This is a genomic window from Pseudomonas sp. PAMC 29040 (genome assembly GCF_003994535.1).
Classification (GTDB): Bacteria; Pseudomonadota; Gammaproteobacteria; order Pseudomonadales; family Pseudomonadaceae; genus Aquipseudomonas; species Aquipseudomonas paraversuta.
Map to the genome: position 1 here is coordinate 112,458 of NZ_RZAA01000014.1, position 23,996 is coordinate 136,453.

22 protein-coding genes are annotated in these 23,996 nt (G+C 60.6%); 11 read left to right on the forward strand and 11 right to left on the reverse strand.

Annotated features, from left to right (window positions below; translation table 11 throughout):
• Positions 1-15: 15 nt before the first annotated feature.
• Complete coding sequence (gene miaB, locus WG29040_RS22025; protein WP_003444143.1) at positions 16-1,344, reverse strand: tRNA (N6-isopentenyl adenosine(37)-C2)-methylthiotransferase MiaB; 1,329 nt, start codon at positions 1,342-1,344, stop codon at positions 16-18.
• A 120-nt stretch (positions 1,345-1,464) separates the two neighbouring features.
• Between miaB and WG29040_RS22030 the strand changes: the two genes are divergently transcribed.
• Positions 1,465-1,791, forward strand: a complete 327-nt coding sequence (locus tag WG29040_RS22030) for a DUF1820 family protein (RefSeq protein ID WP_003444141.1) — start codon at positions 1,465-1,467, stop codon at positions 1,789-1,791.
• A gap of 41 nt (positions 1,792-1,832) precedes the next feature.
• On the opposite strand, the gene WG29040_RS22035 is transcribed toward WG29040_RS22030, so the two are convergent.
• The 4 genes from WG29040_RS22035 to WG29040_RS22050 form a co-directional block, all read right to left on the reverse strand.
• Positions 1,833-2,381: a tetratricopeptide repeat protein gene (locus tag WG29040_RS22035; protein WP_003444140.1), complete on the reverse strand. Its 549-nt coding sequence runs from the start codon at positions 2,379-2,381 to the stop codon at positions 1,833-1,835.
• 223 nt (positions 2,382-2,604) lie between these two features.
• Positions 2,605-3,888, reverse strand: a complete 1,284-nt coding sequence (hemL, locus tag WG29040_RS22040; RefSeq protein ID WP_003444137.1) for a glutamate-1-semialdehyde 2,1-aminomutase — start codon at positions 3,886-3,888, stop codon at positions 2,605-2,607.
• Between the two features lie 31 nt (positions 3,889-3,919).
• Positions 3,920-4,543 (reverse strand): thiamine phosphate synthase, encoded by a 624-nt coding sequence (thiE, locus tag WG29040_RS22045; protein WP_127196876.1) that lies wholly within the window; start codon positions 4,541-4,543, stop codon positions 3,920-3,922.
• A gap of 16 nt (positions 4,544-4,559) precedes the next feature.
• Complete coding sequence (locus tag WG29040_RS22050) at positions 4,560-5,357, reverse strand: hydroxymethylpyrimidine/phosphomethylpyrimidine kinase (protein WP_003444128.1); 798 nt, start codon at positions 5,355-5,357, stop codon at positions 4,560-4,562.
• Between the two features lie 284 nt (positions 5,358-5,641).
• Between WG29040_RS22050 and WG29040_RS22055 the strand changes: the two genes are divergently transcribed.
• The 4 genes from WG29040_RS22055 to WG29040_RS22070 all read left to right on the forward strand — a co-directional run bounded on the left by WG29040_RS22055 (position 5,642) and on the right by WG29040_RS22070 (position 12,093).
• Entirely contained in the window at positions 5,642-8,014 is a 2,373-nt protein-coding gene (locus tag WG29040_RS22055) for a hybrid sensor histidine kinase/response regulator (protein WP_127196877.1), read from the forward strand.
• A 74-nt stretch (positions 8,015-8,088) separates the two neighbouring features.
• Positions 8,089-9,735 carry an acyl-CoA dehydrogenase family protein gene (locus WG29040_RS22060; RefSeq protein ID WP_127196878.1) on the forward strand — a complete coding sequence of 549 codons (1,647 nt, stop codon included), beginning with the start codon at positions 8,089-8,091 and terminating at the stop codon, positions 9,733-9,735.
• Between the two features lie 143 nt (positions 9,736-9,878).
• The gene (amn, locus tag WG29040_RS22065; RefSeq protein WP_165439584.1) at positions 9,879-11,351 is read left to right on the forward strand and encodes an AMP nucleosidase; all 1,473 of its coding nucleotides are present in this window, start codon (positions 9,879-9,881) and stop codon (positions 11,349-11,351) included.
• Between the two features lie 175 nt (positions 11,352-11,526).
• Entirely contained in the window at positions 11,527-12,093 is a 567-nt protein-coding gene (locus WG29040_RS22070; RefSeq protein ID WP_003444118.1) for a pseudouridine synthase, read from the forward strand.
• On the opposite strand, the gene WG29040_RS22075 is transcribed toward WG29040_RS22070, so the two are convergent.
• Entirely contained in the window at positions 12,088-12,297 is a 210-nt protein-coding gene (locus tag WG29040_RS22075) for a DUF2788 domain-containing protein (protein ID WP_003444116.1), read from the reverse strand. The genes WG29040_RS22070 and WG29040_RS22075 overlap by 6 nt on opposite strands.
• Before the next feature lie 128 nt (positions 12,298-12,425).
• Positions 12,426-12,923 carry an Lrp/AsnC family transcriptional regulator gene (locus WG29040_RS22080; RefSeq protein ID WP_165439585.1) on the reverse strand — a complete coding sequence of 166 codons (498 nt, stop codon included), beginning with the start codon at positions 12,921-12,923 and terminating at the stop codon, positions 12,426-12,428.
• Between the two features lie 396 nt (positions 12,924-13,319).
• Here WG29040_RS22080 and WG29040_RS22085 point away from each other — a divergent pair, with 396 nt between their 5' ends.
• Positions 13,320-14,348, forward strand: coding sequence for a DUF6515 family protein (locus WG29040_RS22085; protein ID WP_127196879.1), 1,029 nt, complete (start codon positions 13,320-13,322; stop codon positions 14,346-14,348).
• Here WG29040_RS22085 and WG29040_RS22090 read toward each other — a convergent pair.
• Together WG29040_RS22090 and WG29040_RS22095 are read right to left on the reverse strand one after the other, a co-directional pair.
• Positions 14,342-15,241 carry a cation diffusion facilitator family transporter gene (locus tag WG29040_RS22090; protein WP_003444111.1) on the reverse strand — a complete coding sequence of 300 codons (900 nt, stop codon included), beginning with the start codon at positions 15,239-15,241 and terminating at the stop codon, positions 14,342-14,344. The genes WG29040_RS22085 and WG29040_RS22090 overlap by 7 nt on opposite strands.
• 22 nt (positions 15,242-15,263) lie before the next feature.
• On the reverse strand, positions 15,264-15,683 hold the full coding sequence (locus WG29040_RS22095) for a hypothetical protein (RefSeq protein WP_003444109.1): 420 nt from the start codon (positions 15,681-15,683) through the stop codon (positions 15,264-15,266).
• Positions 15,684-15,786: 103 nt separating this feature from the next.
• Here WG29040_RS22095 and hrpB point away from each other — a divergent pair, with 103 nt between their 5' ends.
• Entirely contained in the window at positions 15,787-18,306 is a 2,520-nt protein-coding gene (hrpB, locus tag WG29040_RS22100) for an ATP-dependent helicase HrpB (RefSeq protein ID WP_127196880.1), read from the forward strand.
• 76 nt (positions 18,307-18,382) lie between these two features.
• Here the strand turns inward: hrpB and WG29040_RS22105 are convergent, their stop codons facing one another.
• Positions 18,383-19,465 (reverse strand): endonuclease/exonuclease/phosphatase family protein, encoded by a 1,083-nt coding sequence (locus tag WG29040_RS22105; protein ID WP_003444041.1) that lies wholly within the window; start codon positions 19,463-19,465, stop codon positions 18,383-18,385.
• Positions 19,466-19,553: 88 nt separating this feature from the next.
• On the reverse strand, positions 19,554-20,213 hold the full coding sequence (locus WG29040_RS22110) for a YciC family protein (protein WP_003444039.1): 660 nt from the start codon (positions 20,211-20,213) through the stop codon (positions 19,554-19,556).
• Between the two features lie 204 nt (positions 20,214-20,417).
• Here WG29040_RS22110 and WG29040_RS22115 point away from each other — a divergent pair, with 204 nt between their 5' ends.
• The 4 genes from WG29040_RS22115 (at position 20,418) to WG29040_RS22130 (ending at position 23,992) form a co-directional block, all read left to right on the forward strand.
• Positions 20,418-20,894: an NYN domain-containing protein gene (locus tag WG29040_RS22115; protein WP_003444036.1), complete on the forward strand. Its 477-nt coding sequence runs from the start codon at positions 20,418-20,420 to the stop codon at positions 20,892-20,894.
• 28 nt (positions 20,895-20,922) lie between these two features.
• A complete protein-coding gene (locus WG29040_RS22120) occupies positions 20,923-21,534 on the forward strand; it encodes a PolC-type DNA polymerase III (RefSeq protein WP_003444033.1) in 612 nt (203 codons plus the stop codon).
• 162 nt (positions 21,535-21,696) lie between these two features.
• On the forward strand, positions 21,697-22,587 hold the full coding sequence (yedA, locus tag WG29040_RS22125; RefSeq protein WP_003444031.1) for a drug/metabolite exporter YedA: 891 nt from the start codon (positions 21,697-21,699) through the stop codon (positions 22,585-22,587).
• Positions 22,588-22,654: 67 nt separating this feature from the next.
• Entirely contained in the window at positions 22,655-23,992 is a 1,338-nt protein-coding gene (locus tag WG29040_RS22130; protein ID WP_127196881.1) for a DEAD/DEAH box helicase, read from the forward strand.
• The last annotated feature ends 4 nt before the right edge of the window (positions 23,993-23,996 follow it).

A 23,996-nucleotide genomic window follows, 5' to 3' on the forward strand; every position in this document is an offset into this window, starting at 1 on the left:
ATATGGAAGGGTTGCTTAATTCAGCAGCGAGCCCCGCAGCGAGTGCGGCTGGGCGGCATCGATGTGTACGTCGGCAAATTGCCCGATCAGTTGCGGGTTGTCGCAGCGGAAGTTGACGATACGGTTGTTCTCGGTTCGGCCTTGCAGTTCACCGGGGTCTTTCTTCGAGTAGTCGGTGACCAGGATCCGCTGGGTTGAACCCACCATCTGTCGGCTGATCTCGAAACCCTGCTGATTCAGGCGATGCTGCAGCGCGTTCAGACGCTCTTTTTTACGCTCCTCCGGCGTCTCGTCAGCCAGGTCAGCCGCCGGAGTGCCGGGGCGCTGGCTATAGACAAAGGAGTAAGAGAAGTCAAAGCCGACGTCTTCGATCAGCTTCATGGTCTGTTCGAAATCTTTTTCGGTTTCGCCGGGGAAGCCGACAATAAAGTCAGAGCTGATGCAGATGCCCGGTACCGCAGCGCGTAACTTGCGCAGCTTGGACTTGTACTCCAGCGCCGTATGGTTGCGCTTCATCGCAGAGAGAATGCGGTCCGATCCCGACTGCACCGGCAAGTGCAGGTGTTTCACCAGTTCCGGCACCTCGGCGTGGGCCTGGATCAGGCTGTCGGAGAACTCCAGCGGGTGCGAGGTGGTGTAACGAATGCGCTCGATGCCGTCGATCGCCGCCACTACGCGAATCAGTTCGGCAAGGTCCGCCAGGCGGCCGCCTTCGGTCAGGCCGCGATAGCCATTAACGTTCTGACCCAGCAGGGTCACTTCACGTACGCCGTTTTCAGCCAGGTGCAGGACTTCGGCCAGCACGTCGTCGAACGGGCGGCTGACTTCTTCGCCGCGGGTGTAGGGCACCACACAGAACGTGCAGTACTTGCTGCAGCCTTCCATCACCGAGACGTAGGCGCTCGGGCCGTCGATGCGGGGCTCCGGCAAGTGGTCAAACTTTTCTATTTCCGGGAACGAAACATCGACCTGCGGCAGCTTGGTGAGGCGTGCGGCGTCGATCATTTCAGGCAGGCGGTGCAAGGTCTGCGGGCCGAAAACCACGTCGACATAGGGCGCGCGATCACGGATCGCCGCGCCTTCCTGGCTGGCGACACAACCGCCCACGGCAATCACCATGTCGGGATTGGCCAGTTTCAACTCGCGCCAGCGGCCCAGCTGCGAATACACGCGGTCCTGGGCCCGTTCCCGGATCGAGCAGGTGTTAAGCAGGATGACATCAGCGTCTTCAGCGCGCGCTGTGACTTCCAGGGCCTGATGTTCACCCAGCAGGTCGACCATGCGCGAGCTGTCGTACTCATTCATCTGGCAACCGTGGGTTTCGATGTAAAGCTTCTTGGCCATGGGTGTTCATCAAGTGATTCAAAGAACCGCACATTATAGGGGGCATGGCCGCTGCTTCCTAGGGTGGCTATGCTATAGTTTGCGCCCTCTTTTTTATCCTTAGATGTTTACCCGCCCACCATGACCAAACGTGAAGCTCCAATCTACAAGGTGATTTTCCTCAACCAGGGCCAGGTGTTCGAAATGTACGCCAAGCAGATCTATCAAAGTGATCTGTGGGGTTTCCTGGAAGTAGAGGAATTCGTCTTCGGGGAGCGTACGCAAATGGTCGTCGATCCGAGCGAAGAAAAGCTCAAGGCTCAGTTTGAAGGTGTTGTGCGCAGCTTTGTGCCAATGCACTCGATTGTGCGCATCGACGAGGTTGAGCGCCTGGGTACGCCAAAGATCAGCGAAGCACGTGGCATGAGCAACGTGATGCCGTTTCCGTTTCCGATGCCGGAGAAGTAGGGCTCAGGAACCTGTGCCGGCCCTGGAGTGTTGCGGGCAGGTCAGGGTAGCGGTGAGAACGGCGAGCGTCCGTCGGCCGATTGCAGTTCCAGCAAGTACTTGCGGAAAATCTGTCCCAGCACCTGGGTCGCGGTTTCGAGTTGGTCGCGGGGCATTTGCTCCGCCACCAGGTCGGCAGTGTCCAGTGCATCTTCGGCGCCATTGACGGCCGCCATTTTCAGCACGATATACGCCTGAATGTTATTGGCCGGTACGCCTTCGCCCTTGTAGAACATGGTGCCGAGCTGGAACTGGGCCATGGCGTGGCCTTGCAGCGACGCTTGCTCGAAGTAGCTCAGAGCCTTGTTGAGGTCGCGCGGGGTGTTTTTACCGTCGTAATAGAACTCGCCTAACTCGTATTCGGCTTCTGCATCCCCGTCTTTTGCCGCAGCTTCGCATGCAGCCAATGCCTCAGCCAGGTCTTCTGGTTGAGTATTCAGGGTGCAGCGACCCATTGCTGGGATCAACAACGAGTTACCGCCTGCCTGGACAAGCAGCGGCTGTAGGAGCAACAGGCAGCCCAGAGCAAGGGCGCGGCCGGTGCGGTTCATGGGAATCGACGTACCTCTGAAAGGCGGGCAAGCCCGGCCATGGGATGTATAGGCGCGCATTATGAAATAAGCGGAGGCAACCTTACAAAGTCTTTACTCGTTTTTCTGCTGCCTGAGCGCGATATCCATTGATTTAAGACGATTTTGGACAGGCGGCATAAACGAATGAGCCATAACCGGGATAAAAAACCGGCAAGGGGCTAAACCCTGCCGGTTTTGCGGGTTACTTCAGCGCGGCAAATGCGCGTTCCGCAGCATCCAGTGTCAGTTGCAACTCGGCATCGCCATGGGCGATCGAGGTGAAACCTGCTTCAAAGGCACTGGGCGCCAGGTACACGCCACCTTCGAGCATCAGGTGGAAGAAGCGTTTGAACAGGTCGGCATCGCTGGCCATGACGTCTTCGAAGGTGACGATGTCATCGGCGCTGCTGAAGTACAGGCCAAACATGCCTCCGGCCTGGGTTGTAACAAATGGAATGCCGGCGGCATCGGCACGTTGCTGCAAGCCGTCGAGCAGGCGGGTGGTGTAGTCGCTCAGCTCGGCGTGGAAGCCCGGACGGCTGATCAGGCGCAGCGTGGTCAGGCCCGCAGCCATGGCCAGCGGGTTTCCGGACAGGGTACCGGCCTGGTACACCGGGCCCAGTGGCGCGATGTGCTGCATGATTTCGCGTTTGCCGCCGAAGCAGCCTACTGGCATGCCGCCACCAATGATTTTGCCAAAGGTGCTCAGGTCCGGGGTTACGCCGTAATGGGCTTGGGCACCGCCCAGGGCGACGCGGAAACCGGTCATCACTTCGTCAAAAATCAATACCACGCCGTGTTTGTCACACAGGCTGCGCAAACCTTGCAGGAAGCCCGGAGCAGGTGGCACGCAGTTCATGTTGCCGGCCACCGGCTCGACAATGATGCAGGCCACGGTGTCGCCGACTTCGCTCAGCAGCTGTTCAACCGCGTCGATATCGTTGAAGGCAGTGGTCAGGGTGTGTTTAGCGAAGTCTGCAGGAACCCCGGCCGAACTCGGTACGCCTTGGGTCAGTGCGCCGGAGCCGGCCTTGACCAGCAAGCTGTCCGAGTGCCCGTGATAGCAGCCTTCAAACTTGAGAATGTTGTCGCGACCGGTAAAGCCACGGGCCAGACGAATGGCGCTCATGGTGGCTTCGGTGCCGGAGCTGACCATGCGCACCATTTCCATCGACGGCACAATCGAGCACACCAGATCGGCCATTTCGGTTTCCATGGCCGTCGGAGCGCCGTAGGACAAACCGTGCTCCAGTTGCGCCCGTACCGCATCCAGCACGTCCGGGTGGCTGTGGCCCAGAATCATCGGGCCCCACGAGCCGACGTAATCCACGTAGCGCTTGTTGTCTTCGTCGGTGACGTAGGCGCCTTCGGCGTGCTTGAAGAACAACGGGGTGCCGCCCACGCTTTTGAATGCACGGACAGGCGAGTTAACGCCGCCCGGAATGTGTTTTTGGGCGTTGGCAAACAGGGTTTCGGAACGAGACATGATGGGCTCTCTCTGAATCAGGATTCGGTATTTAAATGCGTAGCAAAGTGTTGAAGGCGCGAGCGCGGCGGGTCACTTCCCGGGTGCTGTCAGCACCAAACAGGCCGTGTACCACTGCCAGCAAATCGGCGCCGTGTTCCACCAGTGGCGCTGCGTTATCCAGGGTGATGCCGCCAATCACACAAATCGGCAGGGCCAGTCGCGAGCGTGCCTGATCAAGCACGTCCAGGGTCGCGGTGGGAGCCCCGGGTTTGGTGCTGGAATTGAAGAAGCGGCCGAAGGCGACATAACTCGCGCCTTCCCCGGCGGCCTGCTCGGCCAGTTCAACCTGACTGTGGCAAGTGGCGCCAATGATCGCCTGTCGGCCCAGCAGGGCACGGGCGGGTGTCAGCGGGCCATCGGTCTGTCCGAGGTGCACGCCGACGCCAAGGCGCGCCGCCAGCTCGGCATCATCATTGATGACCAGGTGCGCCTTGTAGCGCTCACACAAAGTGCGCAAGGCCTCGGCTTCGCGAAGACGGCGGGCGTCGTCGCTGCTTTTGTCGCGATATTGCAACAGCGTCAGCCCGCCATCGAGGGCCGCCTCGACAAAAGGCAGCAGCTTGCCAGCCAGCAGCTGGCTGTCAGTGATTGCATACAGGCCGCGCAGGGTCATAGGTCGAGCCTCATGGTTACGAACAGAAGTCCAGCGGCAAGCGACGCGGGACAAACTGTCCCTGCCCCAGCTGCTCGGCATCACGCAACGTGCGCCACGTGTAATTGAGTGCGGTTTCTACTGCGCTGACCAGATTTTCGCCGATGGCCAGGCGCCCGGCCAGGGTGCTGGCCAGGGTGCAGCCCGAGCCGTGATAGCTGCCAGGTAAGCGATGGCAGGTAAAGGTGTGACGGCTGCCGTCGCGGCTGTAGAGGCGGTTATGGACTTCGTGTTCATCGCCGTGTCCGCCGGTGATGAGCAGGTGCTGGCAAAAGGGCAGCAGCTTTTCGGCGCATTCATCGGCGCTGCCGTCGGGCAGTTCGGCGAGGATGCGGGCTTCGGGGAGGTTCGGCGTGGCGATGGTGGCCAATGGCAGCAGACGCTCGCGCATGGCATAGCCCACTTCGTCCTTGCCCAGTCGTCCGCCACCGCCGGCCCGCAGCACCGGGTCACAGACCATCGGCAAGTGCGGGTGGGCCTGAAGCAGTTCGACCACGGTGTCGACCATTTCCAGTGAGCCGAGCATGCCCAGCTTGACGGCCGCAACCGTGGAGTCACTGAGCACGGCATTGGCCTGGGCCAGTACCCACTCGCGATCCAGCACGCGGAAATCGCTGACATTGACGGTATTCTGCACAGTCAGGGCGGTGACCACGGGAGCGGCATGACAACCTTGAACCAGCAGGGCTTCGATATCTGCCTGCAAGCCGGCACCCCCACTGGGGTCATGGCCGGAGAGACAGAGGACAACGGGGCGAGAACTGTAGATATTCATGGTGCGCGAGCTTACCACCAAACGCTTTTTTGGGGCGGCTTGCTCCGCGTCGGTCATCTGGCAGCCAGCAGATTTCATTTGCTGGTAAAAACATCCGGATAAATCGCGCCATGTCCTCTGTAATGGCCGTAATAGAGCCTTCTCTCATAATTTAACGGTGATGTGCATCTGCCACTAATGGCTATGCTAGAGTGACGTCAAATTAATAACAGGTCGTCGGGTCGACGTGCTCTCCAAGGGAACAGGAGCTTGCGCACGTCACCGGGGGCTACCGCTGGGGCTGTATGCGCTATTTGTTCGTGATGTTATTGGGCTGGCTACCGATGCTGGTCAGCGCAGTGGACTTCGATGAAACCACCCAGAGCCTGCCCTTGGGCCGGGTAATGCAAGTATTCGAAGACGTTGACGGTCAGGCGACGCTGGCAGATGTTATCGCCCGGGACGGTCTGTTCCGCAACCATGAGAAAGACTCGTTGAATGCGGGCTACTCGCACTCGGCTTTCTGGCTCAAGGTGGACTTGAGCTACCTGCCGCAGAACCCGAACATCCATCGCACCTGGCTGCTGGAACTGGCCTACCCGCCAATGGATCACATTGATCTGTATCTGGCCGACGCTTCAGGCAACTATCGCCTGGCCGAGCGCACCGGCGATGCACTGCCTTTCGACAGCCGCCAGATAAAAGAAAACAATTACCTCTTTGAGCTCAACTTCAGCCCGGGGCAAAGCCAGACCGTGTATTTGCGTCTGGCCAGCCAGGGCTCGGTCCAGGCGCCGCTGACGCTGTGGTCGGCGCAGGCATACCTCGAACAGCAGCCGGTACGGATTTATATCCTGGGCCTGATTTACGGCGTATTGCTGGGGATGCTGGTCTACAACCTGTTTATCTACCTCAGTGTGCGGGACACCAGCTACCTCTATTACATTTTCTATATCGCCTCGTTCGGTTTGTACCAACTGTCCGTCAACGGCGCGGCGGTGCAGTACTTCTGGCCGAACAATCCGTGGTGGGCCAATGCCGCCACGCCATTTTTGATTGGCTCGGCGGCATTTTTCGGTTGCCAGTTCGCCCGCACCTTTTTACACACCGCCTCCCACAGCCGCTGGCTGGACCGTGCCCTGATGTTGCTGATGGCCGTGGGCGTGCTGGTCATGGTGCTGGCCCTGACCACCAGCTATGCCGTGTCGTTGCGCCTGGCAACCGGCCTGGCCCTGGCATTCATCGTCACGATCTTTACCTCCGGCGTCGTGGCCTGGGTGCGCGGCTTGCGGGTGGCGCGCTACTTTGTGATCGCCTGGTCGGCCTTTTTGCTCGGCGGTCTGGTCAATACCCTGATGGTGCTGGGCTATCTGCCCAATGTATTCCTGACCATGTATGCCAGCCAGATCGGCTCGGCCATCGAGGTCGGCCTGTTGTCGCTGGCGCTCGCGGACCGGATCAATGCCATGCGTGACTTGCAGGCGCGGACGTTGCAAGAGTCCGGGCAGAAACTGGCCGCAATGAACCAGCAACTGGCCCACACCAACCAGCTTAAAGATGAGTTTCTGGCAACCGTCACCCATGAATTGCGCACGCCAATGAACGGTGTGATCGGCTCTCTGGAGTTGATCAAAACCCTGGACATGGGCCCTGAGCTTGAACTCTACACCCAGACTGCCGAGGGCTCGGCGCGAGAAATGATGCATATGGTCAATGGCATCCTGGCCCTCACAGAGCTGCAGGCCGGCCGGCTTGGCATGCGCGCGCAGTCCTTTGCTTTGAGCGAGCTGGTGCAGAGCCTGAGCGATCAGTACGGGCCGACTGCACGCAACAAGGGGCTGCAATTTTCCTATGAGATAGCGCGCAACCTGCCCGATCAATGGGTCGGCGATGTCGACAAGATTCGTCAGTGTCTGGAGTGCTTGCTGGATAACGCCATCAAGTTCACTCGCGTCGGCGGGGTGATTCTACGGGTCACCGGCAAAACCGCAGGGCCGGGACGCTGGGCGCTGGCCTTGAATGTGATCGACAGCGGAATCGGCTTTGTCCACATTGAAGAGGCCGAGCTGTACCAGAACTTCTTCCAGGTCGATGGCTCCATGACCCGCAGCTACGGTGGTCTGGGTATCGGTCTGGCGATCTGTCGGCGTTTGGTGGAACTGCTGGGCGGGCGCCTGACCCATCACTCGCAGCCGGGCCAAGGTTCGCAGTTCCAGCTGTTGCTGGAGCTTGAATCGCCGCTTGAGAGCACGCAGCAGGCTGAGGGCCTGAGCCGAACCCCGAACGAGTGTGTGGTCTTGCTGGTGGAGGACAGCAGCCCCGGCCAGGTAGTACTGCGCGGCATGCTGCTCAAGCTGGGTTATCGGGTGCTGAGTGTCGACAGTGGCGGGGAGGCAATCGATGTTCTGCGTCGCGAACGGGTAGATGTCGTGGTGCTGGGATGCCCGTTGAACCTGGTCTCGGGGACGTCGATGGGCGGCCAGCTGCTGACCCTGGCGGCCTGTGCGAAGCTGCCGGTACTGGCGCTGTTTGAATCTGAAACCGAGGCCCGGCAAGCGCTGCAGCAGGTCGATGGCATCACTGACTACCTGATCAAGCCCGTGCGTTATGAAGACGTACAGCACCTGATGTCAGAGTGGTTGCTGCAGGGGCCTGAGGGCAAAAGCGCCGGACTTTAGACGCTTATACCCCTTGTGATGATGGTCATGCGTGCTTCACTGGGTCCACCAGATTGATTCTTGGAGCCCGCACCATGAACCTGCATCAGTACGCCGAAACTCACCAGGTCACCAATCAGCCGCCCTCTCTGGACGGCGTCAACCTGTACCGCATCGACCTGCCGCTCCAGCACTGGGGCCGGCACTTCGGTGCGGGCTGGGCGCAATCGCGGATCGATGACTACGGCGCACTGGCAGGTGGCCCCTTGATGGCCGCGGGTTTTCTGGCCAATGAAAACAAACCGGTATTTGTCAGCCATGACCGTTTTGGCCATCGCATTGATCTGGTGGAGTTTCACCCTGCCTATCACGAGTTGATGCGAACCGCGATCGAGCACGGTTTGCCATCGTTGCCCTGGACCGACCCACAGCCCGGCGCCCATGTGGCACGGGCCTGCATGACCTACCTGCACAGCCAGGCCGAAGCCGGCAGCGGCTGCCCTCTGACCATGACCTTTGCCAGCGTTCCGGCCTTGCGCCTGCAGCCGGACATTGCGCAAATCTGGTTGCCGAAAATTCTCGCGACCCATTACGACCCGCGCAATGTCGATATCAGCCACAAAGCCGGTGTGACCATCGGTATGGCCATGACCGAGAAGCAGGGCGGGACCGACGTTCGCGCCAACACCACTCGCGCCTACCCCGTGGGCGCGGCCGGGCCGGGGGAGGCTTATGAACTGCTGGGGCACAAATGGTTTTGCTCGGCGCCAATGTGTGATGGTTTCTTGACCCTGGCGCAAACCGACAAGGGCCTGAGCTGTTTCTTGTTGCCGCGCCATCGCCCGGACGGCAGCCGCAACGAGTTCTATATCCAGCGTCTGAAAAACAAGCTGGGCAATAGCTCCAATGCCTCCAGCGAAGTCGAGTTTCGCGGCGCGCTGGCGTGGATGGTTGGCGAGGAAGGGCGCGGCGTACCGACGATTATTGAAATGGTTGCCATGACCCGCTTCGACTGCATGGTGGGCTCCAGTGCCTTGATGCGTCAGGCGCTGACCCAGGCCAGCCATCACTGTGCCCACCGGCTGGTGGGTGGCCGGGTGCTGGCCGAACAACCCTTGATGCAAAACGTCCTTGCGGACCTGGCCCTGGAAAGCGAGGCCGCCCTGGCCTTGAGCCTGCGCATGGGCCGCGCGCTGGATCACCTGGATGATGGGCAAGAAGCCAGATTCTCGCGTTTGGTAACGGCGGTGGGCAAATACTGGATCTGCAAGCGGGCCCCGGCCATGATCAACGAGGCCGCCGAATGTATGGGCGGTGCGGGGTATGTCGAAGACAGCATCCTGCCGCGTCTGTATCGCGAGGCACCGGTCAACTCAACCTGGGAGGGATCGGGCAACGTGCAGTGTCTGGACGTGCTGCGGGCCCTGTCCAAAGAGCCGGGGGTGCTGGATGCGCTGTTTGCCGAACTGGGGGACGGGCATGGCAGCGTGCATCTGGCGCAGCACATCGGGCAGTTGAAAAAAGCCTTCACGGACACCGATGACATTCAATACCGGGCGCGGCAACTGACAGAAGATATCGCCCTGGGCCTGCAGGCCAAATTACTGCTGGAGGCGGGTGACAGTGACGTCAGCGACGCATTTATCGCCAGTCGCCTGCAAGGCAGCGGCCGGGCCTACGGAACTATGCCCCGGGGCCTGAACGTCGCCGCGATTGTCGCCCGCTCAACTGCGCAGCTGTGACGCGCACCAATCTGGTAGTAGTTGCCGCAGGCTGCGATGGGCTGCGTAGTGGCCCTTAGCGCAGCCTGCACCCGCGACGACAAGGCCCTGTGCTTTGATCTGCGATGCAGGCAAGATAAAGGCCTGCCAGTTCAGAAGACAGGATGCTTATTGTGACCGAAGCTTTTATTGTCGTTTCAACCGCTGAAGAGGCCGTAGACCGGCTAGCGGCCCTGCACGAACGCGCAACCGTTGCGTTGAGCCAGGCACTCAAGCGTTACCTCAAGGATCGAGTCGAACCCAGCGCCGAAGAACGTGCCCTGTTCCGCTACCCGGAGCTGCGCCTGACCAACACCATTCATGGCGAAATCCCGACCATTACCCGGGCATACGCCAAGGTTCAACTGCCAGGCACTTACAGCATCACCGTGACCCATCCCGGGGCGTTCCGAAACTACTTGCTCGAGCAACTGGTGCCCTTGATGCGCGACTTCACGGTCGAAGTCGAAGTCGGGGTCAGCCAGCAAAATATTCCTTACCCGTATGTGGTCGAACAGGGCGATGAACTCGCCGGTTCCGGGGTGACTGCCGCCGCACTGGCGCGGGTATTCCCCAGTACCGACCTGTCTGCCGCGACCGATGCGATTGCCGACGGCCTGTACGACTGGGAAAACACCGATCCGCTGCCGCTGGCCCTGTTTGACGCCGCCCGAGTCGACTTCTCGCTGCGTCGCCTGGTGCACTACACCGGCAGTGACTGGCGCCACGTCCAGCCGTGGATCCTGCTGACCAACTACCATCGCTACGTTGACCAGTTCATCCTGCATGGCCTTGAGCAACTGCGCGACGACCCGCGGTTTGTGCGCATGGTGATGCCGGGCAACGTGATCATCGAAAAATCCATGGACTACGGCGAAGCCCAGGCCATTGCGGCAGGCGTGGTCTGGCATCGCTATCAAATGCCGGCATACCACCTGCAGGCCAATGACGGCCATGGCGTGACCCTGGTCAATATCGGCGTGGGCCCGTCCAACGCGAAAAACATCACCGATCACCTTGCGGTACTGCGACCGCATTGCTGGCTGATGATTGGTCACTGTGGCGGTCTGCGTCAGTCGCAAACCATAGGTGACTACGTGCTGGCACACGCCTATATGCGCCGCGACGGAATCCTTGACCGGGTGGTACCGCCCAATATTCCGATTCCGGCCCTGGCGGAAGTACAGCTGGCGCTGCAGGAAGCTGCGGCCCAGGTCACTGGCGAGCGCGGCGATGAACTGAAAAAACGTCTGCGTACCGGGACTGTCCTGACCTACGACGACCGTAACTGGGAACTGCGCTGGGCCCAGGAGCGTCCGCTGATCAACCTGTCCCGGGCCGTGGCGGTGGACATGGAAAGCGGCACCATTGCCGCCCAGGGTTATCGTTTGCGCGTGCCTTACGGCACCTTGCTCTGCGTCTCGGACAAGCCGCTGCACAGTGAAATCAAGTTGCCGGGCTCGGCCAATGCGTTCTATGAACGGGCTGTGAGCCAGCACTTGAAAATCGGTATCGCTGCCGTGGACTTGATGCGCTGCCAGCTCAACTCGCTGCACTCGCGCAAACTGCGCAGCTTCGACGAGCCACCGTTCCGCTAGTGGCGGCGGGTCATTTAGCGATCAGGGGCCAGGGCTGTTGCACTGAAGCGCCAACAGCCCCTAGCATTGTCTGCCCTGATCGCCAGATGTCCTGTTTGCCATGTCCCGTCCTGTTCGCCCCGCCCCACGCCGCCCGGCACAAAAAGGTTGTGCCCCTCAAGCTGCCAGTCGTCGTGTGGCCAAAGCGCCGCCGGCTGATCCCAAGCTGTATCTGTTCAACAAGCCGTTCGACGTGCTCACCCAGTTCAGTGATGAAGGCGGGCGGGCGACGCTCAAGGACTTTATCCCCATTCCCGGCATTTACCCGGCAGGGCGACTGGACCGGGACAGTGAAGGCTTGCTGCTGCTGACCAACGACGGCCAGTTGCAGGCGCGAATTGCCGACCCCAAACACAAACTGCCGAAAACCTACTGGGTGCAAGTGGAGGGCGAGGCCACGCCCGAACAGCTGCAACAGCTGCGTGACGGCGTGCAACTCAATGACGGCAAGACCTTGCCCGCCGAAGCACGGGCCCTTGAGGAACCGCAGCTATGGCCGCGCAACCCGCCCGTGCGGTTTCGCAAAAGCGTGCCGACTTCATGGCTGGAGCTGGTGATTCGCGAGGGTCGCAATCGTCAGGTGCGGCGCATGACGGCGGCAGTGGGTTTGCCGACCTTGCGCCTGGTGCGCGTGCGCATTGGTGACTGGACGATTGAAGGGCTGGACCAGGGGCAATACAAGGAAGTGCCGGCGCGGCTATAGCGCGCCCGACTCGATCAAACCGATAACCACGCTCTTGATGATGAACGCAGCAACGCCCAGGCCCAGCACGAAAAACAGGATAAATGAGCCGAAGCGCCCGGCTTTGGATTTCTTCGCCAGATCCCAGACGATAAAGGCCATGAAAATGATCAGGATGCTGACCAGAATCGTCATCATCCACTCTTCAAGCAGGGCAGGGTCCATCAGTGTTCTCCAGCGTCATCGGGGATAAAAACCGGGAACAGTATACGCCAGGGCATTGCAGCGGATATTGATCCAGGTGCAGACACTTGATCTGCTCCGGGAGCCGGCATGCCAGCTCCCGCAGGCTTTCAGGTGCGCAGGTGGGTCAACGGCAACTCAGTGCTGTTGAGCACTTGATTGAGCACAAAGCTCGAGCGCACGCTGGTCACGCCATCAATGCGGGTCAGGTGGCCCAGCAGCAGTTTTTGATAGTGGTCCATATCGGGCACCACCACTTTCAATTGATAGTCCGCGTCCATCCCGGTTACCAGGCTGCATTCCAGTACCTGGGGCAGGCTGCGGATCGACGCTTCAAAGTTCTCGAAACGCTCTGGCGTGTGCCGGTCCATGCCGATCAGCACGTAGGCAGTCAGGCTTAACCCGAGCTTTTTTCGATCCAGCAATGCGACCTGACGCGCGATATAGCCGTCATCCTCCAGTTGCTTGACCCGCCGCGAGCAGGGAGAGGGAGACAGGCCGATTCGCTCGGCCAACTCCTGGTTCGAGATGCGCGCATCGCGCTGTAATTCCGCCAAAATACTCAGATCGTACCGGTCGAGTTTGCTCACGAAGACACCCTTTCTCATAACTATTGCGTGAAAGTATCCGCTGTAAGTTAAAAATTGCGCAAGTCATGTTTTATTGAGCAATATTAGCAATCCTTTGCTGCGGTCGCGGGCCTATTCTTAACACCAGAATCACTGCCCGGACATACAGTCCACTGCGGCCCGCCGAATCAGGCCAGCCGCGGCCGCCAGCCCCACAGGGGTGTACCGGCCCCCGGGCTACGCACTGTCCAGAAGACGGCGCGAGGTGAGCCAACATCACGAGTGTTGAGCCAGGACAGAAAAATTCAAAGGGCGACCGACGGGTCGCCCTTTTTTATTGTCCGAAAAAAAGGCGCGCAACTGATAGTCTTTCGCAGAACCGGTTCGCGGTTTTCCAGTCTTATCTGTACGCCCTATCCCTCCGTGAGAAACAGCATGAAACCGCACATCTGGCGATTGGCTACAGTTGGCTTGCTTTGCGTGAGTATCAGCGGCCAGGTGTTGGCCGAAGAACAGCGAGGCGATGAAGGTTCTCAGCACGCCCGCCCCGGTAACGGGCAGCAACACGGACAGCCACACGGGCAACAGGGACAGCAGGGACAGGGCGGCAATAATCAGCCGCGCCCGGAACACTATCAGGGGCGACCCCAGGGCAATCAGCCGCGCCCCGAGCACAACCAGCCCCAGGGCGGGCAGTGGCAAAGCCGTCCGCATCAAGAGCCCAACGGTCCCGGCCGACCGGGCCAGCCCGGCCACAACCTGCCGATCCAGCCCCGGCCCGATGCCGTACACCAGAGCCAGGCGCCGAACCGTGGTGGCAATCAGAACTGGCAAGGCGGCGGGCATGGCTCACGGCCGGGTAACAATTTTGGCCCCGGCAACAATCATCCCAACGATCAACGCTGGGCAGGTCGGCCCAGCGGCCATGGCAATGGCTGGGGCGCCGGGCCGCAATACCGGCCGGGTTATATCGTCGACCGATTCCCGGGCCAGCACTGGCAGGTACCTTATCGCGGTCAGAACTACTTCTTTTCCGGTGGTTACTGGTATCGCCCACAAGGCCCGCGTTACATCGTGGTGCAACCGCCTTACGGGATTCGCGTAGGGTATTTGCCCGACTATGCGCGGGAACTATGGATCGGCAGCACCTTGATGTTCCTGGCGGCGGGGGCCTATTACCAGTATCAGCCTGCAACCCAGGACTACATCGTGGTTCAGCCGCCCGTGACACAGCCGCAACCGCAGCCGGTAAGCAATGGTTATGACGTGGTGGCCTACCCGGCGAACGGCCAGAGCCCTGCGCAAATCAACCAGGATCGCTACGACTGTTACCGTTGGGCTGTGCAACAAAGCGGCTTTGACCCGGCCCAGGTCACCTATGCGCCTTCACCGGCAGTGGTTCAAACCTACCGGCAGGCGCAAGGCAACTGTCTGAGCAGTCGCGGCTACCAGGTCAACTACTGAGGGGTTGCCCTGGGCTTGACCACTTCCTGGGGGTCGGCGTGCACCAGCACTTCGGCCCGCGGGTAGGCTTTTTCGATTGCCGCTGCCGCTCTGTCACTGATGGCGTGAGCCTCTGACAGGCTCAACTCTCCCGGCAATTCCAGGTGCAGCTGCACAAACCAGATACTGCCGGAAATTCGCGTGCGCAGATCGTGGGCGCCCAGTACCCCGGGCACGCTGCAGGCCAGCTTCAGCATGTTATCGCTGACGTCGGTCGGTAACTCCTGGTCCATCAACACCGCAAAACTCTCACGGGCGATCTGGATAGCGCTCCAGAGGATGTACACCGCAATCCCCAGACCAAACCAGGCATCAAGCTGCGGGAAACCGACGCTGGCCAGCACCAGTGCCACTAAAATACTGCCATTGAGCATCAGGTCGGAGCGGTAGTGCAGCGAGTCCGCCCGCACTGCATTGGAGCCCGTGGCCTTGATCACGCGGTGTTGCAGGATCAGCAGGGCCACGGTCATCACCAGGGAAAATATAATCACGCCAATCCCGATCCACGGCGCGCCCAACGGCTCCGGATTTTTCAGGCGCTCGAAGGCCTGAAAAGCGATCAGCACCGCACTCACCCCGATAAACAATGCCTGGGCCATGCCCGCCAGCGATTCGGCTTTACCGTGGCCATAGCGGTGATCGTCGTCAGCCGGGCGCAACGCGTAATGCACGGCGAGCAGGTTGAGAAACGAGGTCACGCCATCGAGGAGTGAGTCGGTCAACCCGGCGAGCATGCTGATCGAGCCACTGAGCCACCAGGCGATGGCCTTGGTCACGATCAGAAGACTCGCCACCGCCACCGAAGCGCGGGTGGCCAGGCGTAACAGGCGAGCGTGTTCCGGGCTACTGGTCATGGGCCATCCTTATCTACGGGTTTCAGGCTGCGGGGATCAAACCGTACATGGCCAACTGTTGCACGCTGCCTTTGTGCTGGATCAGGCGCGGGTCGTCCAGCGGGAAGCTGCGGCCCAGTTCACTTTCGAGAATGGCCTGGAGCTTGCTGTTGTCCACTTTGCCATCTGCGCCTATGGCTTCGCGCAGTTTTTCCGGAGCAATTTGCGCGGTTTTACCCGGCGGGAAATAAATCGCTCCGGTGGCGAAGTCGACCCCGAAAGCGATCAGGCCCGGAATCACATAAAACAGCAGGCCCACGGCATCGAGCACGGCAATCATGGGATCGATCTTGCCGTCGATCTGGCCGCGTCTGTCAGGGAAGAAAATACTGCCGCAAGCAGTTAATTGGCTGAGCAGGGCTGCAACCACCACGCCGCCAATCACACGGGAAGACATACGCATACAAAAGACCTCGAAGAAGCTTGAAGAGTCGAAACCGGGATTAAGACCGTGCTTAATGCCGAACTGTTCGCCGTTATACTCGTCGCTCTGTTCTGGAGCCACCATGATTTCTCTGCCGATTGATGAAGTTTTACCCGCGCTGCGCCAGGCCTTGTGTGAACGCCACGAAGCGGTGCTCGAAGCACCCCCCGGCGCCGGTAAAACCACCCGTGTTCCGCTGGCCCTGTTAAACGAGCCCTGGCTCGCCGGGCAGAAGATTCTGATGCTCGAACCCCGGCGTCTCGCGGCCCGTGCGGCAGCTGAGCGTCTGGCCAGCGAACTGGGGGAAAAGGTCGGCGAAACCGTCGGATACCGGATCAGGTTAGACAGCAAGGTGGGGCCCGCCACCCGCATCGAAGTTGTCACCGAAGGCATCCTCACCCGCCGCTTGCAGCACGACCCGGCGCTGGAAGGCGTGGGCTTGCTGATCTTTGACGAGTTCCATGAGCGTAGTCTGGATGCCGACCTGGCCCTGGCTTTGAGCCTCAACGGCCGCGAGCTGTTTCGCGATGAACAGCCGCTGAAGATCCTGCTGATGTCCGCCACCCTTGACGGCGAGCGGCTGGCCAGTTTGCTGGACGACGCGCCGGTGCTGCGCAGCGAAGGGCGGATGTACCCGGTGGCTATGCGTTGGGGGCGGCCGTTTGTGCCCGGTGAGTTTATCGAGCCGCGGGTGGTGCAAACGGTGCTCGATGCAATCAATGATGACAGCGGCAGCCTGCTGGTGTTTTTGCCCGGTCAGGCCGAAATTCGTCGGGTCCATCAACAATTGGCTGACGCGCTGGCTTCGCGCAGCGACATCCTGCTCTGCCCGCTGCACGGTGAACTGGACCTGAACGCGCAACGTGCGGCGATCGAGCCCGCTCCCGGGGGCATGCGCAAAGTGGTGCTGGCGACCAACATTGCCGAGACCAGCCTGACCATCGATGGCGTGCGGGTCGTGATTGATGCCGGGCTGGCGCGGGTGCCGCGCTTTGATCCCGGCAGCGGCATGACCCGTCTCGACACCCAGCGCATCTCGCGGGCCAGCGCCACCCAGCGCGCCGGCCGGGCCGGGCGTCTGGAGCCCGGCGTCTGTTATCGCCTGTGGTCCGAAGACCAGCATGCACAATTGGCCGCCTATGGCAGTGCCGAAATTCTCCAGGCCGATCTGGCCGGGCTGGCGCTGCAACTGGCGCGCTGGGGGGTAAACCCGGAGCAACTGATCTGGCTTGATGGGCCACCCGCGGCAAGTTATGCACAGGCCCGGCAATTGCTGGAACGCCTGGACGCCTTGCGCGACGGGAAACTCACGCCCCACGGCGAAGCCATGGCCGAGCTGCCTGCGCATCCGCGCATTGCTCATTTGTTACTGCGCGGGCAAGACCTGGGGCTGGCCGACATGGCCTGCGATGTAGCGGCGCTGCTGGGCGAACGCGATATTTTGCGCGGCGCCGGGGCCGATGTGCATAGCCGGCTGACCTTGCTCTGGGGCGAAAGCCGCGCCGCGCGGGGCGGGCAGGGCGGTGTGCAGCGGGCCAAACAACTGGCCCGGCAGTATCGCGGCTACTTGCGCGGCAAAGCCACGCAACCGGTCGCAGATCCCGATCACCCACGCTGGCTGGGGGCCTTGCTGGCGCTGGCCTATCCCGACCGCGTCGCGCAACAACGCAAACCCGGGGGGGCGGAGTATCGGCTGGCCAATGGTCGGGCTGCGTTGTTCAGCGAGGTCGACGGCCTGATGAAGCAGCCCTGGCTGGTGATCGCCGACCTGGGCAGCCGTCAGGGGCAACGTGAAGAACGGATCTACCTGGCGGCCGAGTTTGATCCCGGGTTACTGGACAACGTGCTCAGCGAGCAGGTCAGCGTTGTCGACCAGCTCGACTGGGACGAGCGTGAAGGGGTGTTGCGTGCCGAACGCCAGCGCAAGGTCGGTGAGCTGGTGCTCAGCCGTGAGCCGTTAACCGGGCTGGACGCAACTGCGCGCACCCGGGCGCTGGTCAATCTGGTCCGGCGCAAGGGGCTGGAGTTGTTGCCCTGGAACCCTGAGCTGCGCCAGTGGCAGGCGCGGGTAATGCTGCTGCGCCAGCTGGATCTGAGCGCCCAAGGGCAAAGCGAATGGCCGGATGTGAGTGATGCAGCGCTGCTGGCTTCCCTTGAGGAATGGCTGGCGCCGTATCTGGAGCGCGTCTCGCGTCTGAGTCATTTCGCCAGCCTCGACCTGTCCAACATAGTGCATAACTTGCTCAAATGGCCCTTGCCCCAGCGGCTGGATGAGCTGGCGCCGCATCACATCAAAGTGCCGTCGGGGTCGTCGGTACGGCTGGACTACAGCGAACACCCGCCGATTCTGGCCGTGCGCCTGCAAGAACTGTTCGGCCTGGCAGATACTCCGCGCATTGCCGGTGGCCGGCAGGTAGTCAAGCTGCACCTGCTGTCGCCGGCGAGGCGTCCGGTGCAAGTGACTCAGGATCTGGCCAACTTCTGGCGCAGCACCTACATCGAAGTAAAAAAAGATTTGAAGGGGCGCTATCCGAAACACTACTGGCCCGACGACCCGTTGGTGGCCGAACCGACAGCCCGGATCAAACCGCGTAAACCTTGAAGCTCGGCCCCTGACCCCATAGACGCGAGCTGTTGTCTTTAAAAGCTCGCTCCTACAGATGCAGATATAGGGGCGCTCAATCAATCGGTAACAGAAGCCGTCCCAGCACCGGCAGGTGGTCGGAAATGGTCAGGGTATCTTCCTGGCGCACATAGCCTTCGATGCGTTGCAGTTTCGGGCTGTAGAACAGGTAGTCCAGGGTGCGGTCAGGGGCTTCGGCACGCGGGTCGTTGGGGAAATGGGTCAGCCACAGTTCACGGTCGATGCCGGTGGCTTCAGGGTTGCTGGGGATCATCGGGTACTTTTCCCACAGCAAGTGCAATTCACTGTCCGGCGAATAACCCGCTCGCAGTTCGGCGGGCAGGCGCAAAAACTGGCCAATCGGCAACAGGTTGAAATCACCGCCAATCAGCCAGGGCGTGCCCTGGCTTTCGAATTTGTCGAGCAACACACCGGTGGCCTGCATTTGAAGGAGCAGGTTGCTGTTGTCCAGGGTCGGGGCATCGAACTGGGTGTTGATGGCAACAATTTGCCCGCCGTCGTTAAGCGGCAGGTAGTTAACCAGCAGCGCAGGTTTTGGCTGGAACTGACGGCTGATGATATTGGCTTCGGCCACGGGCAGTTGCAGGCGCTCGGCGTGTTCGATCTGGTAACGGCTGAGGGTGACCAGTTTGCGCCCGACACTCCCCAGAATATGCCAGTCGGGGACGAAGTCGGCCTTCCAGGTAAAGGCCTGGGTGCTGCAGGGGTATAGATCGACCAGGCGCTCCTGCAGCAGCGCGAGCTGGTCTTGATAGTCACTGGCCTTGGCGTTTTCATCGAGCTCTTGGAGCAGTACCAGATCGGGCTGCTCATCGCGTATCACCCGCGACACTTCATCCAGGCTGAAAGCCATGTCTTCACGGGTCGGGCGCAGGTCCGGACCGCTGCCATCAACCAGGTTGTACCAGAACACATAACGTTTGCCTGCCAGGTACTGGACATTCCAGGTCATAACCTTGAGCGCCTGGCCCGGTACCAGCACCGGGGCTGTGGCCGGGCAGACGAGTGCCAGCACCTCTTTGGCATCGGGTCGCCACGTAACGCTGTAAATCAGACTCGCCAGCGCGGCTGCAAGCAGCAGCAAACCTGACAGGATGGGGCGTAATAAACGTGGCATGGGCTCGGCTTAAGACGTAGCGGGAATTGCCGAGGATACCGGACAGCAGTCCGACACCCAAGGAGAGGTATATAGCGAATCGTCCCTCTTACTTGTCGGATGGTTCGCCGATGAGCATAAACAAGCGATACAGCACGACAGACAAAAACAGCTGCAAAAAGCTGTTGGCACTTTCCAGGGCCAGAGCGAGCAACGGGTTATCGTCCTTTTGGAACAGCGAGAAGCTCAGCTCCTTGAGCATCATCAGCGGCCCGAGTACCGCCAGCAAGCAGACAAAAATCCGCCAGAAGTGCCCGCGGCTCATGGCGAAGCTCGATTTCAGGGCGGCCAGTGGTGGATCACCGCGCAATACCAGGCGGTATTCGGCAAACGCAAACACCACGGTCAGAAAAATCCCGGGAACGAAAAACATCGATAGCCCGAGCACAATCAGCAATGTGCTGATGGCCGCGAGCAGGGCGAATCTGGGCCACAGCGTCAGTGCCTGGGCCAGCAGCTCACGATTGCGCGGGCTTTCGCCACGGCTGCGGGCGTCGAGAAACAGAATCAGCGCGCCGGTGTACAGCGGATACAGAAGCAAACCCACGAGCAGGCCATAGCCGGGCGATGGGTCGGGGCCCACGGCGTTATCCACCATGAGCTGCAGCACGGCCTCAAGGATCACCAGCGGCAAGCACAGCGTCACGATTTGTCCCAGATTGCGCTGGAAGAAGTACAGGGAGTCGCGAATAACAGTCAGCGGATTCATTGTCAGGTATCAGCAGTCAAAAGCGGTGCGTCACTTTAACCGATGCCAGGCGATGGAGAGCAAATGTAAACGTTCTTGTTACGACCCGCCCGGTGTTTGTGAGCACGCCGGGCGGTTTATCCGCGCAAGTCCTCGACAGGCTGGCATACTGCGGCCTTGTTTTTCAGCAGCTGCCCGATTGCCTGGGCACCATGGGGTTTGCCGGTGAAAAGAATTGCGGTCTTCGCAGATGTGCAGAACCTCTATTACACAGTTCGCCAGGCTTATGGCTGCCACTTCAATTACGCGGCGTTGTGGGCTGACATCAGTCAGCGCGGTGAAATCGTCGAGGCCTATGCCTATGCGATCGACCGGGGTGACAGCAAACAGCAGCAGTTTCAGCAGATCCTGCGCAACCTCGGTTTCACGGTAAAACTCAAACCCTACATCCAGCGCAGCGATGGCTCGGCCAAGGGCGACTGGGACGTGGGTATCACCATCGACATCATGGATGTTGCGGCCAATGTCGATGAGGTGGTGCTGGCTTCGGGTGACGGTGATTTCGATCTGCTGCTCGAACGCATTGCCAGCAAGCACGGGGTTGAAACCGTGGCTTATGGGGTGCCTGGCCTTACCGCCAATTCATTGATTCGTGCTGCTGGCCGTTATGTACCGATAGAAGGCAGCTTGCTGCTCAAGTAATTTCCATTTTTTACAGGATTGACCCGGTTTGGAACGCATCGCCGTAATTGACTTTGAAACCACAGGTATCTCCCCGAGCAGCAGCTGCCGGGCGACCGAAATTGCGGTGGTGATTCTTGAACAGGGGCGCATTGTCGAGCGTTACCAGAGCCTGATGAACGCGGGTGTGCGGGTGCCGGGCTTCATCGAGCAACTGACCGGCATCAGCAACGCCATGTTGCGCACGGCGCCATCTGCGCAGCAGGTGATGAACGAGGTCAACGAGTTCGTCGGCACCACGCCTTTGCTGGCCCACAACGCCGCGTTCGACCAAAAATTCTGGGATTTCGAGATGGGGCTCATCAAGCGCACCCGCTTGCAGAACTTTGCCTGCTCGTTGCTGCTGGCCCGGCGTTTGATGCCGGCGGCGCCCAATCACAAGCTGGGTACCCTCACCACCTTCGCCCAGTTGCCCCATACCGGCCAGGCTCACCGGGCCATGGCCGATGCCGAAATGGCAGCCAACCTCACGACCCATCTGGCTGAGCAACTGCGTCAAAAGCACGGCCTGCGAGAGTTGAGCCACGATCTGTTGCGCAGCCTGCAAAAAATTCCTGCCGCCAAAATCAACGAACACCTCAAGCGCTGTCGCGGGTTCTGAAGACCAGGGCCTGTGTAGGCGCGAGCTTGCTCGCGAGCCTTTAGCAGCGGCCCTGTCGCGGCCAAAAGTGTACGGCCACTTTTGGCCGGTTCTGTAACTTAATATTGCCCCCGGCTTTGGCTAAACTCCTCCATCCCCTGCCTTTGCCTTCGAGCTGCCTCCATGCCTGCCGCACGTCGTTTCCCGCTACAACTGATCGGTGCCTTTTTTGCGTTGTATGTGATTTGGGGTTCGACCTATCTGGTCATCCGTATCGGCATCGAGTCCTGGCCGCCGCTGATGATGGCCGGGGTCCGCTTTCTGGTGGCAGGCAGCTTGATGTACGGTTTCATGCGCTGGCGCGGGGCGCCCGCACCGACCTTCGTGCAGTGGCGCGCAGCCGGCATGATCGGTTTTCTGTTACTGGCGTGCGGCAACGGCGGGGTGACGCTGGCGGAACACTCCGGGGTCGCTTCGGGCGTCGCGGCGCTGGCCGTGGCCACCGTGCCGTTGTTTACATTGCTGTTCGGCTATTTCTGGGGCGCCCGCAATACCCGTCTGGAATGGGCCGGGATTGCCCTGGGACTGATCGGTATCGGCATGCTCAACCTGGGTTCCAACCTGCAGGCCAGCCCGATAGGCGCCGCGATGATTTTGTTTGCCGCCGCCGCCTGGGCATTCGGTTCGGTGTGGAGCCGGCACTTGCCGCTGCCGGCCGGGCCCATGGCCAGTGCCGCCGAAATGCTGGTGGCGGGCGCCGTGCTCTTGATTGGCAGCCTGTTGAGTGGCGAGCGCATGACCCAGATGCCCACTGCCGCAGGCTGGGGCGCATTGCTCTATCTGGTGTTCTTCGGTTCGATCATTGCCTTCAGTGCCTACATGTACCTGCTGAAAAACGTACGCCCGGCGGCGGCCACCAGTTACGCCTACGTCAACCCGGCCGTGGCGGTGATGCTGGGCATCGCATTCGCCGGCGAGACCATAGGTTTCGAGGAGTGCCTGGCGATGGCGGTCATCATCAGCGCCGTGGTGTTGATCGGTTTGCCGCAGTGGCGCAAGCAGAAACCGGTCTGAATTAGGGTAAACTGCGCGCCATTGCAACTTATGCACCCCTGCGCTGACCTTTTTCGACGGTATCCCCATGACATTCGCCACCCTTGGCCTGATCGAACCCTTGCTGCGCGCTCTTGAGACGCTCGGCTACAAGACCCCAACCCCGGTTCAGGCCCAAGCGATCCCCGCAGTGCTGGCTGGCCGCGACCTGATGGCCGCCGCCCAGACCGGCACCGGCAAAACGGGCGGTTTCGCCCTGCCGCTGCTGCAGTCGCTGAGCATGGAAGGTCCGAAAGTTGCCAGTAACATGGTGCGCGCCCTGGTACTGGTGCCAACCCGCGAACTGGCCGAACAGGTTCACGAGAGCATCCGCCAGTACGCCGAGCATTTGCCGTTGAGCACCTATGCGGTCTACGGCGGCGTCAGCATCAACCCGCAAATGATGAAAATGCGCAAAGGGGTTGATGTCCTGGTGGCCACTCCGGGTCGTCTGCTCGATCTCTATCGGCAGAAGGCGATCAAGTTCACCCAGCTGCAAACCCTGATCCTCGATGAAGCGGATCGCATGCTCGACCTGGGCTTCTCCGAAGAGCTGCGGGATATCTACCGCGTATTGCCGAAAAAGCGCCAGACCCTGCTGTTTTCGGCGACCTTTTCTGATGCCATCCGCCTGTTGGCCGAGCAGATGCTCGACAACCCGCTGAGCATCGAAGTCAGCCCGCGCAACGTAGCGGCCAGCAGCGTCAAGCAATGGATCATTCCGGTCGACAAAAAGCGCAAGCCGGAGCTATTCCTGCATTTGCTGCGCACCCAGCAATGGAAGCAAGTGCTGGTGTTTGCCAAGACCCGTAACGGTGTCGATGAACTGGTGGGCAAGCTGCAAGGCCTGGGCATCAACGCCGACGGCATTCATGGCGACAAGCCGCAGGCCACGCGTCAGCGTGCGCTGGACCGGTTCAAGGCCAGCGAAGTGCAAATCCTGGTCGCGACCGATGTTGCCGCCCGTGGTCTGGATATTGAAGACCTGCCGCTGGTGATCAACTTCGACATGCCGATCGTGGCCGAAGACTACATCCACCGCATTGGCCGCACTGGCCGTGCCGGTCAGAAGGGCGAAGCGATTTCGTTTGTCTGCGCCGATGAAGTGAACATGTTGTCGGCGATCGAGATGCTGACCCGTCAGACCTTGCCGCGCCATGAACAACAGGACTTCGAGCCGGAGCACCGCGTGCCCGAGACTGATGCAACCGGTCAGGTGATCAAAAAGCCGAAGAAGCCGAAAAAACCGAAAACCTCAGGCGGTGGCGGCAAGCGCAACCTGGGTAAATGGGTCGACAGCGGCGAAGCTGCACCGGTTGAACCTTCGGTCAAACCCGTGCGTAAAGTCCCTGTGTTCAATACCGGCCCGCGCAAGCGCAAGCCGTAAGCCA

Excerpts from the sequence above, each read along its gene's own strand:
- WG29040_RS22030 (WP_003444141.1), top strand. The coding sequence starts at position 1,465 with ATGACCAAACGTGAAGCTCCAATCTACAAGGTGATTTTCCTCAACCAG.
- miaB (WP_003444143.1), bottom strand. The coding sequence starts at position 1,344 with ATGGCCAAGAAGCTTTACATCGAAACCCACGGTTGCCAGATGAATGAG.
- WG29040_RS22130 (WP_127196881.1), top strand. The coding sequence starts at position 22,655 with ATGACATTCGCCACCCTTGGCCTGATCGAACCCTTGCTGCGCGCTCTT.
- WG29040_RS22035 (WP_003444140.1), bottom strand. The coding sequence starts at position 2,381 with ATGAACCGCACCGGCCGCGCCCTTGCTCTGGGCTGCCTGTTGCTCCTA.
- WG29040_RS22060 (WP_127196878.1), top strand. The coding sequence starts at position 8,089 with ATGAACCTGCATCAGTACGCCGAAACTCACCAGGTCACCAATCAGCCG.
- amn (WP_165439584.1), top strand. The coding sequence starts at position 9,879 with ATGCTTATTGTGACCGAAGCTTTTATTGTCGTTTCAACCGCTGAAGAG.
- WG29040_RS22090 (WP_003444111.1), bottom strand. The coding sequence starts at position 15,241 with ATGACCAGTAGCCCGGAACACGCTCGCCTGTTACGCCTGGCCACCCGC.
- WG29040_RS22080 (WP_165439585.1), bottom strand. The coding sequence starts at position 12,923 with ATGAGAAAGGGTGTCTTCGTGAGCAAACTCGACCGGTACGATCTGAGT.
- WG29040_RS22085 (WP_127196879.1), top strand. The coding sequence starts at position 13,320 with ATGAAACCGCACATCTGGCGATTGGCTACAGTTGGCTTGCTTTGCGTG.
- hrpB (WP_127196880.1), top strand. The coding sequence starts at position 15,787 with ATGATTTCTCTGCCGATTGATGAAGTTTTACCCGCGCTGCGCCAGGCC.
- hemL (WP_003444137.1), bottom strand. The coding sequence starts at position 3,888 with ATGTCTCGTTCCGAAACCCTGTTTGCCAACGCCCAAAAACACATTCCG.
- thiE (WP_127196876.1), bottom strand. The coding sequence starts at position 4,543 with ATGACCCTGCGCGGCCTGTATGCAATCACTGACAGCCAGCTGCTGGCT.
- yedA (WP_003444031.1), top strand. The coding sequence starts at position 21,697 with ATGCCTGCCGCACGTCGTTTCCCGCTACAACTGATCGGTGCCTTTTTT.
- WG29040_RS22055 (WP_127196877.1), top strand. The coding sequence starts at position 5,642 with ATGCGCTATTTGTTCGTGATGTTATTGGGCTGGCTACCGATGCTGGTC.
- WG29040_RS22105 (WP_003444041.1), bottom strand. The coding sequence starts at position 19,465 with ATGCCACGTTTATTACGCCCCATCCTGTCAGGTTTGCTGCTGCTTGCA.
- WG29040_RS22095 (WP_003444109.1), bottom strand. The coding sequence starts at position 15,683 with ATGCGTATGTCTTCCCGTGTGATTGGCGGCGTGGTGGTTGCAGCCCTG.
- WG29040_RS22075 (WP_003444116.1), bottom strand. The coding sequence starts at position 12,297 with ATGGACCCTGCCCTGCTTGAAGAGTGGATGATGACGATTCTGGTCAGC.
- WG29040_RS22050 (WP_003444128.1), bottom strand. The coding sequence starts at position 5,357 with ATGAATATCTACAGTTCTCGCCCCGTTGTCCTCTGTCTCTCCGGCCAT.
- WG29040_RS22110 (WP_003444039.1), bottom strand. The coding sequence starts at position 20,213 with ATGAATCCGCTGACTGTTATTCGCGACTCCCTGTACTTCTTCCAGCGC.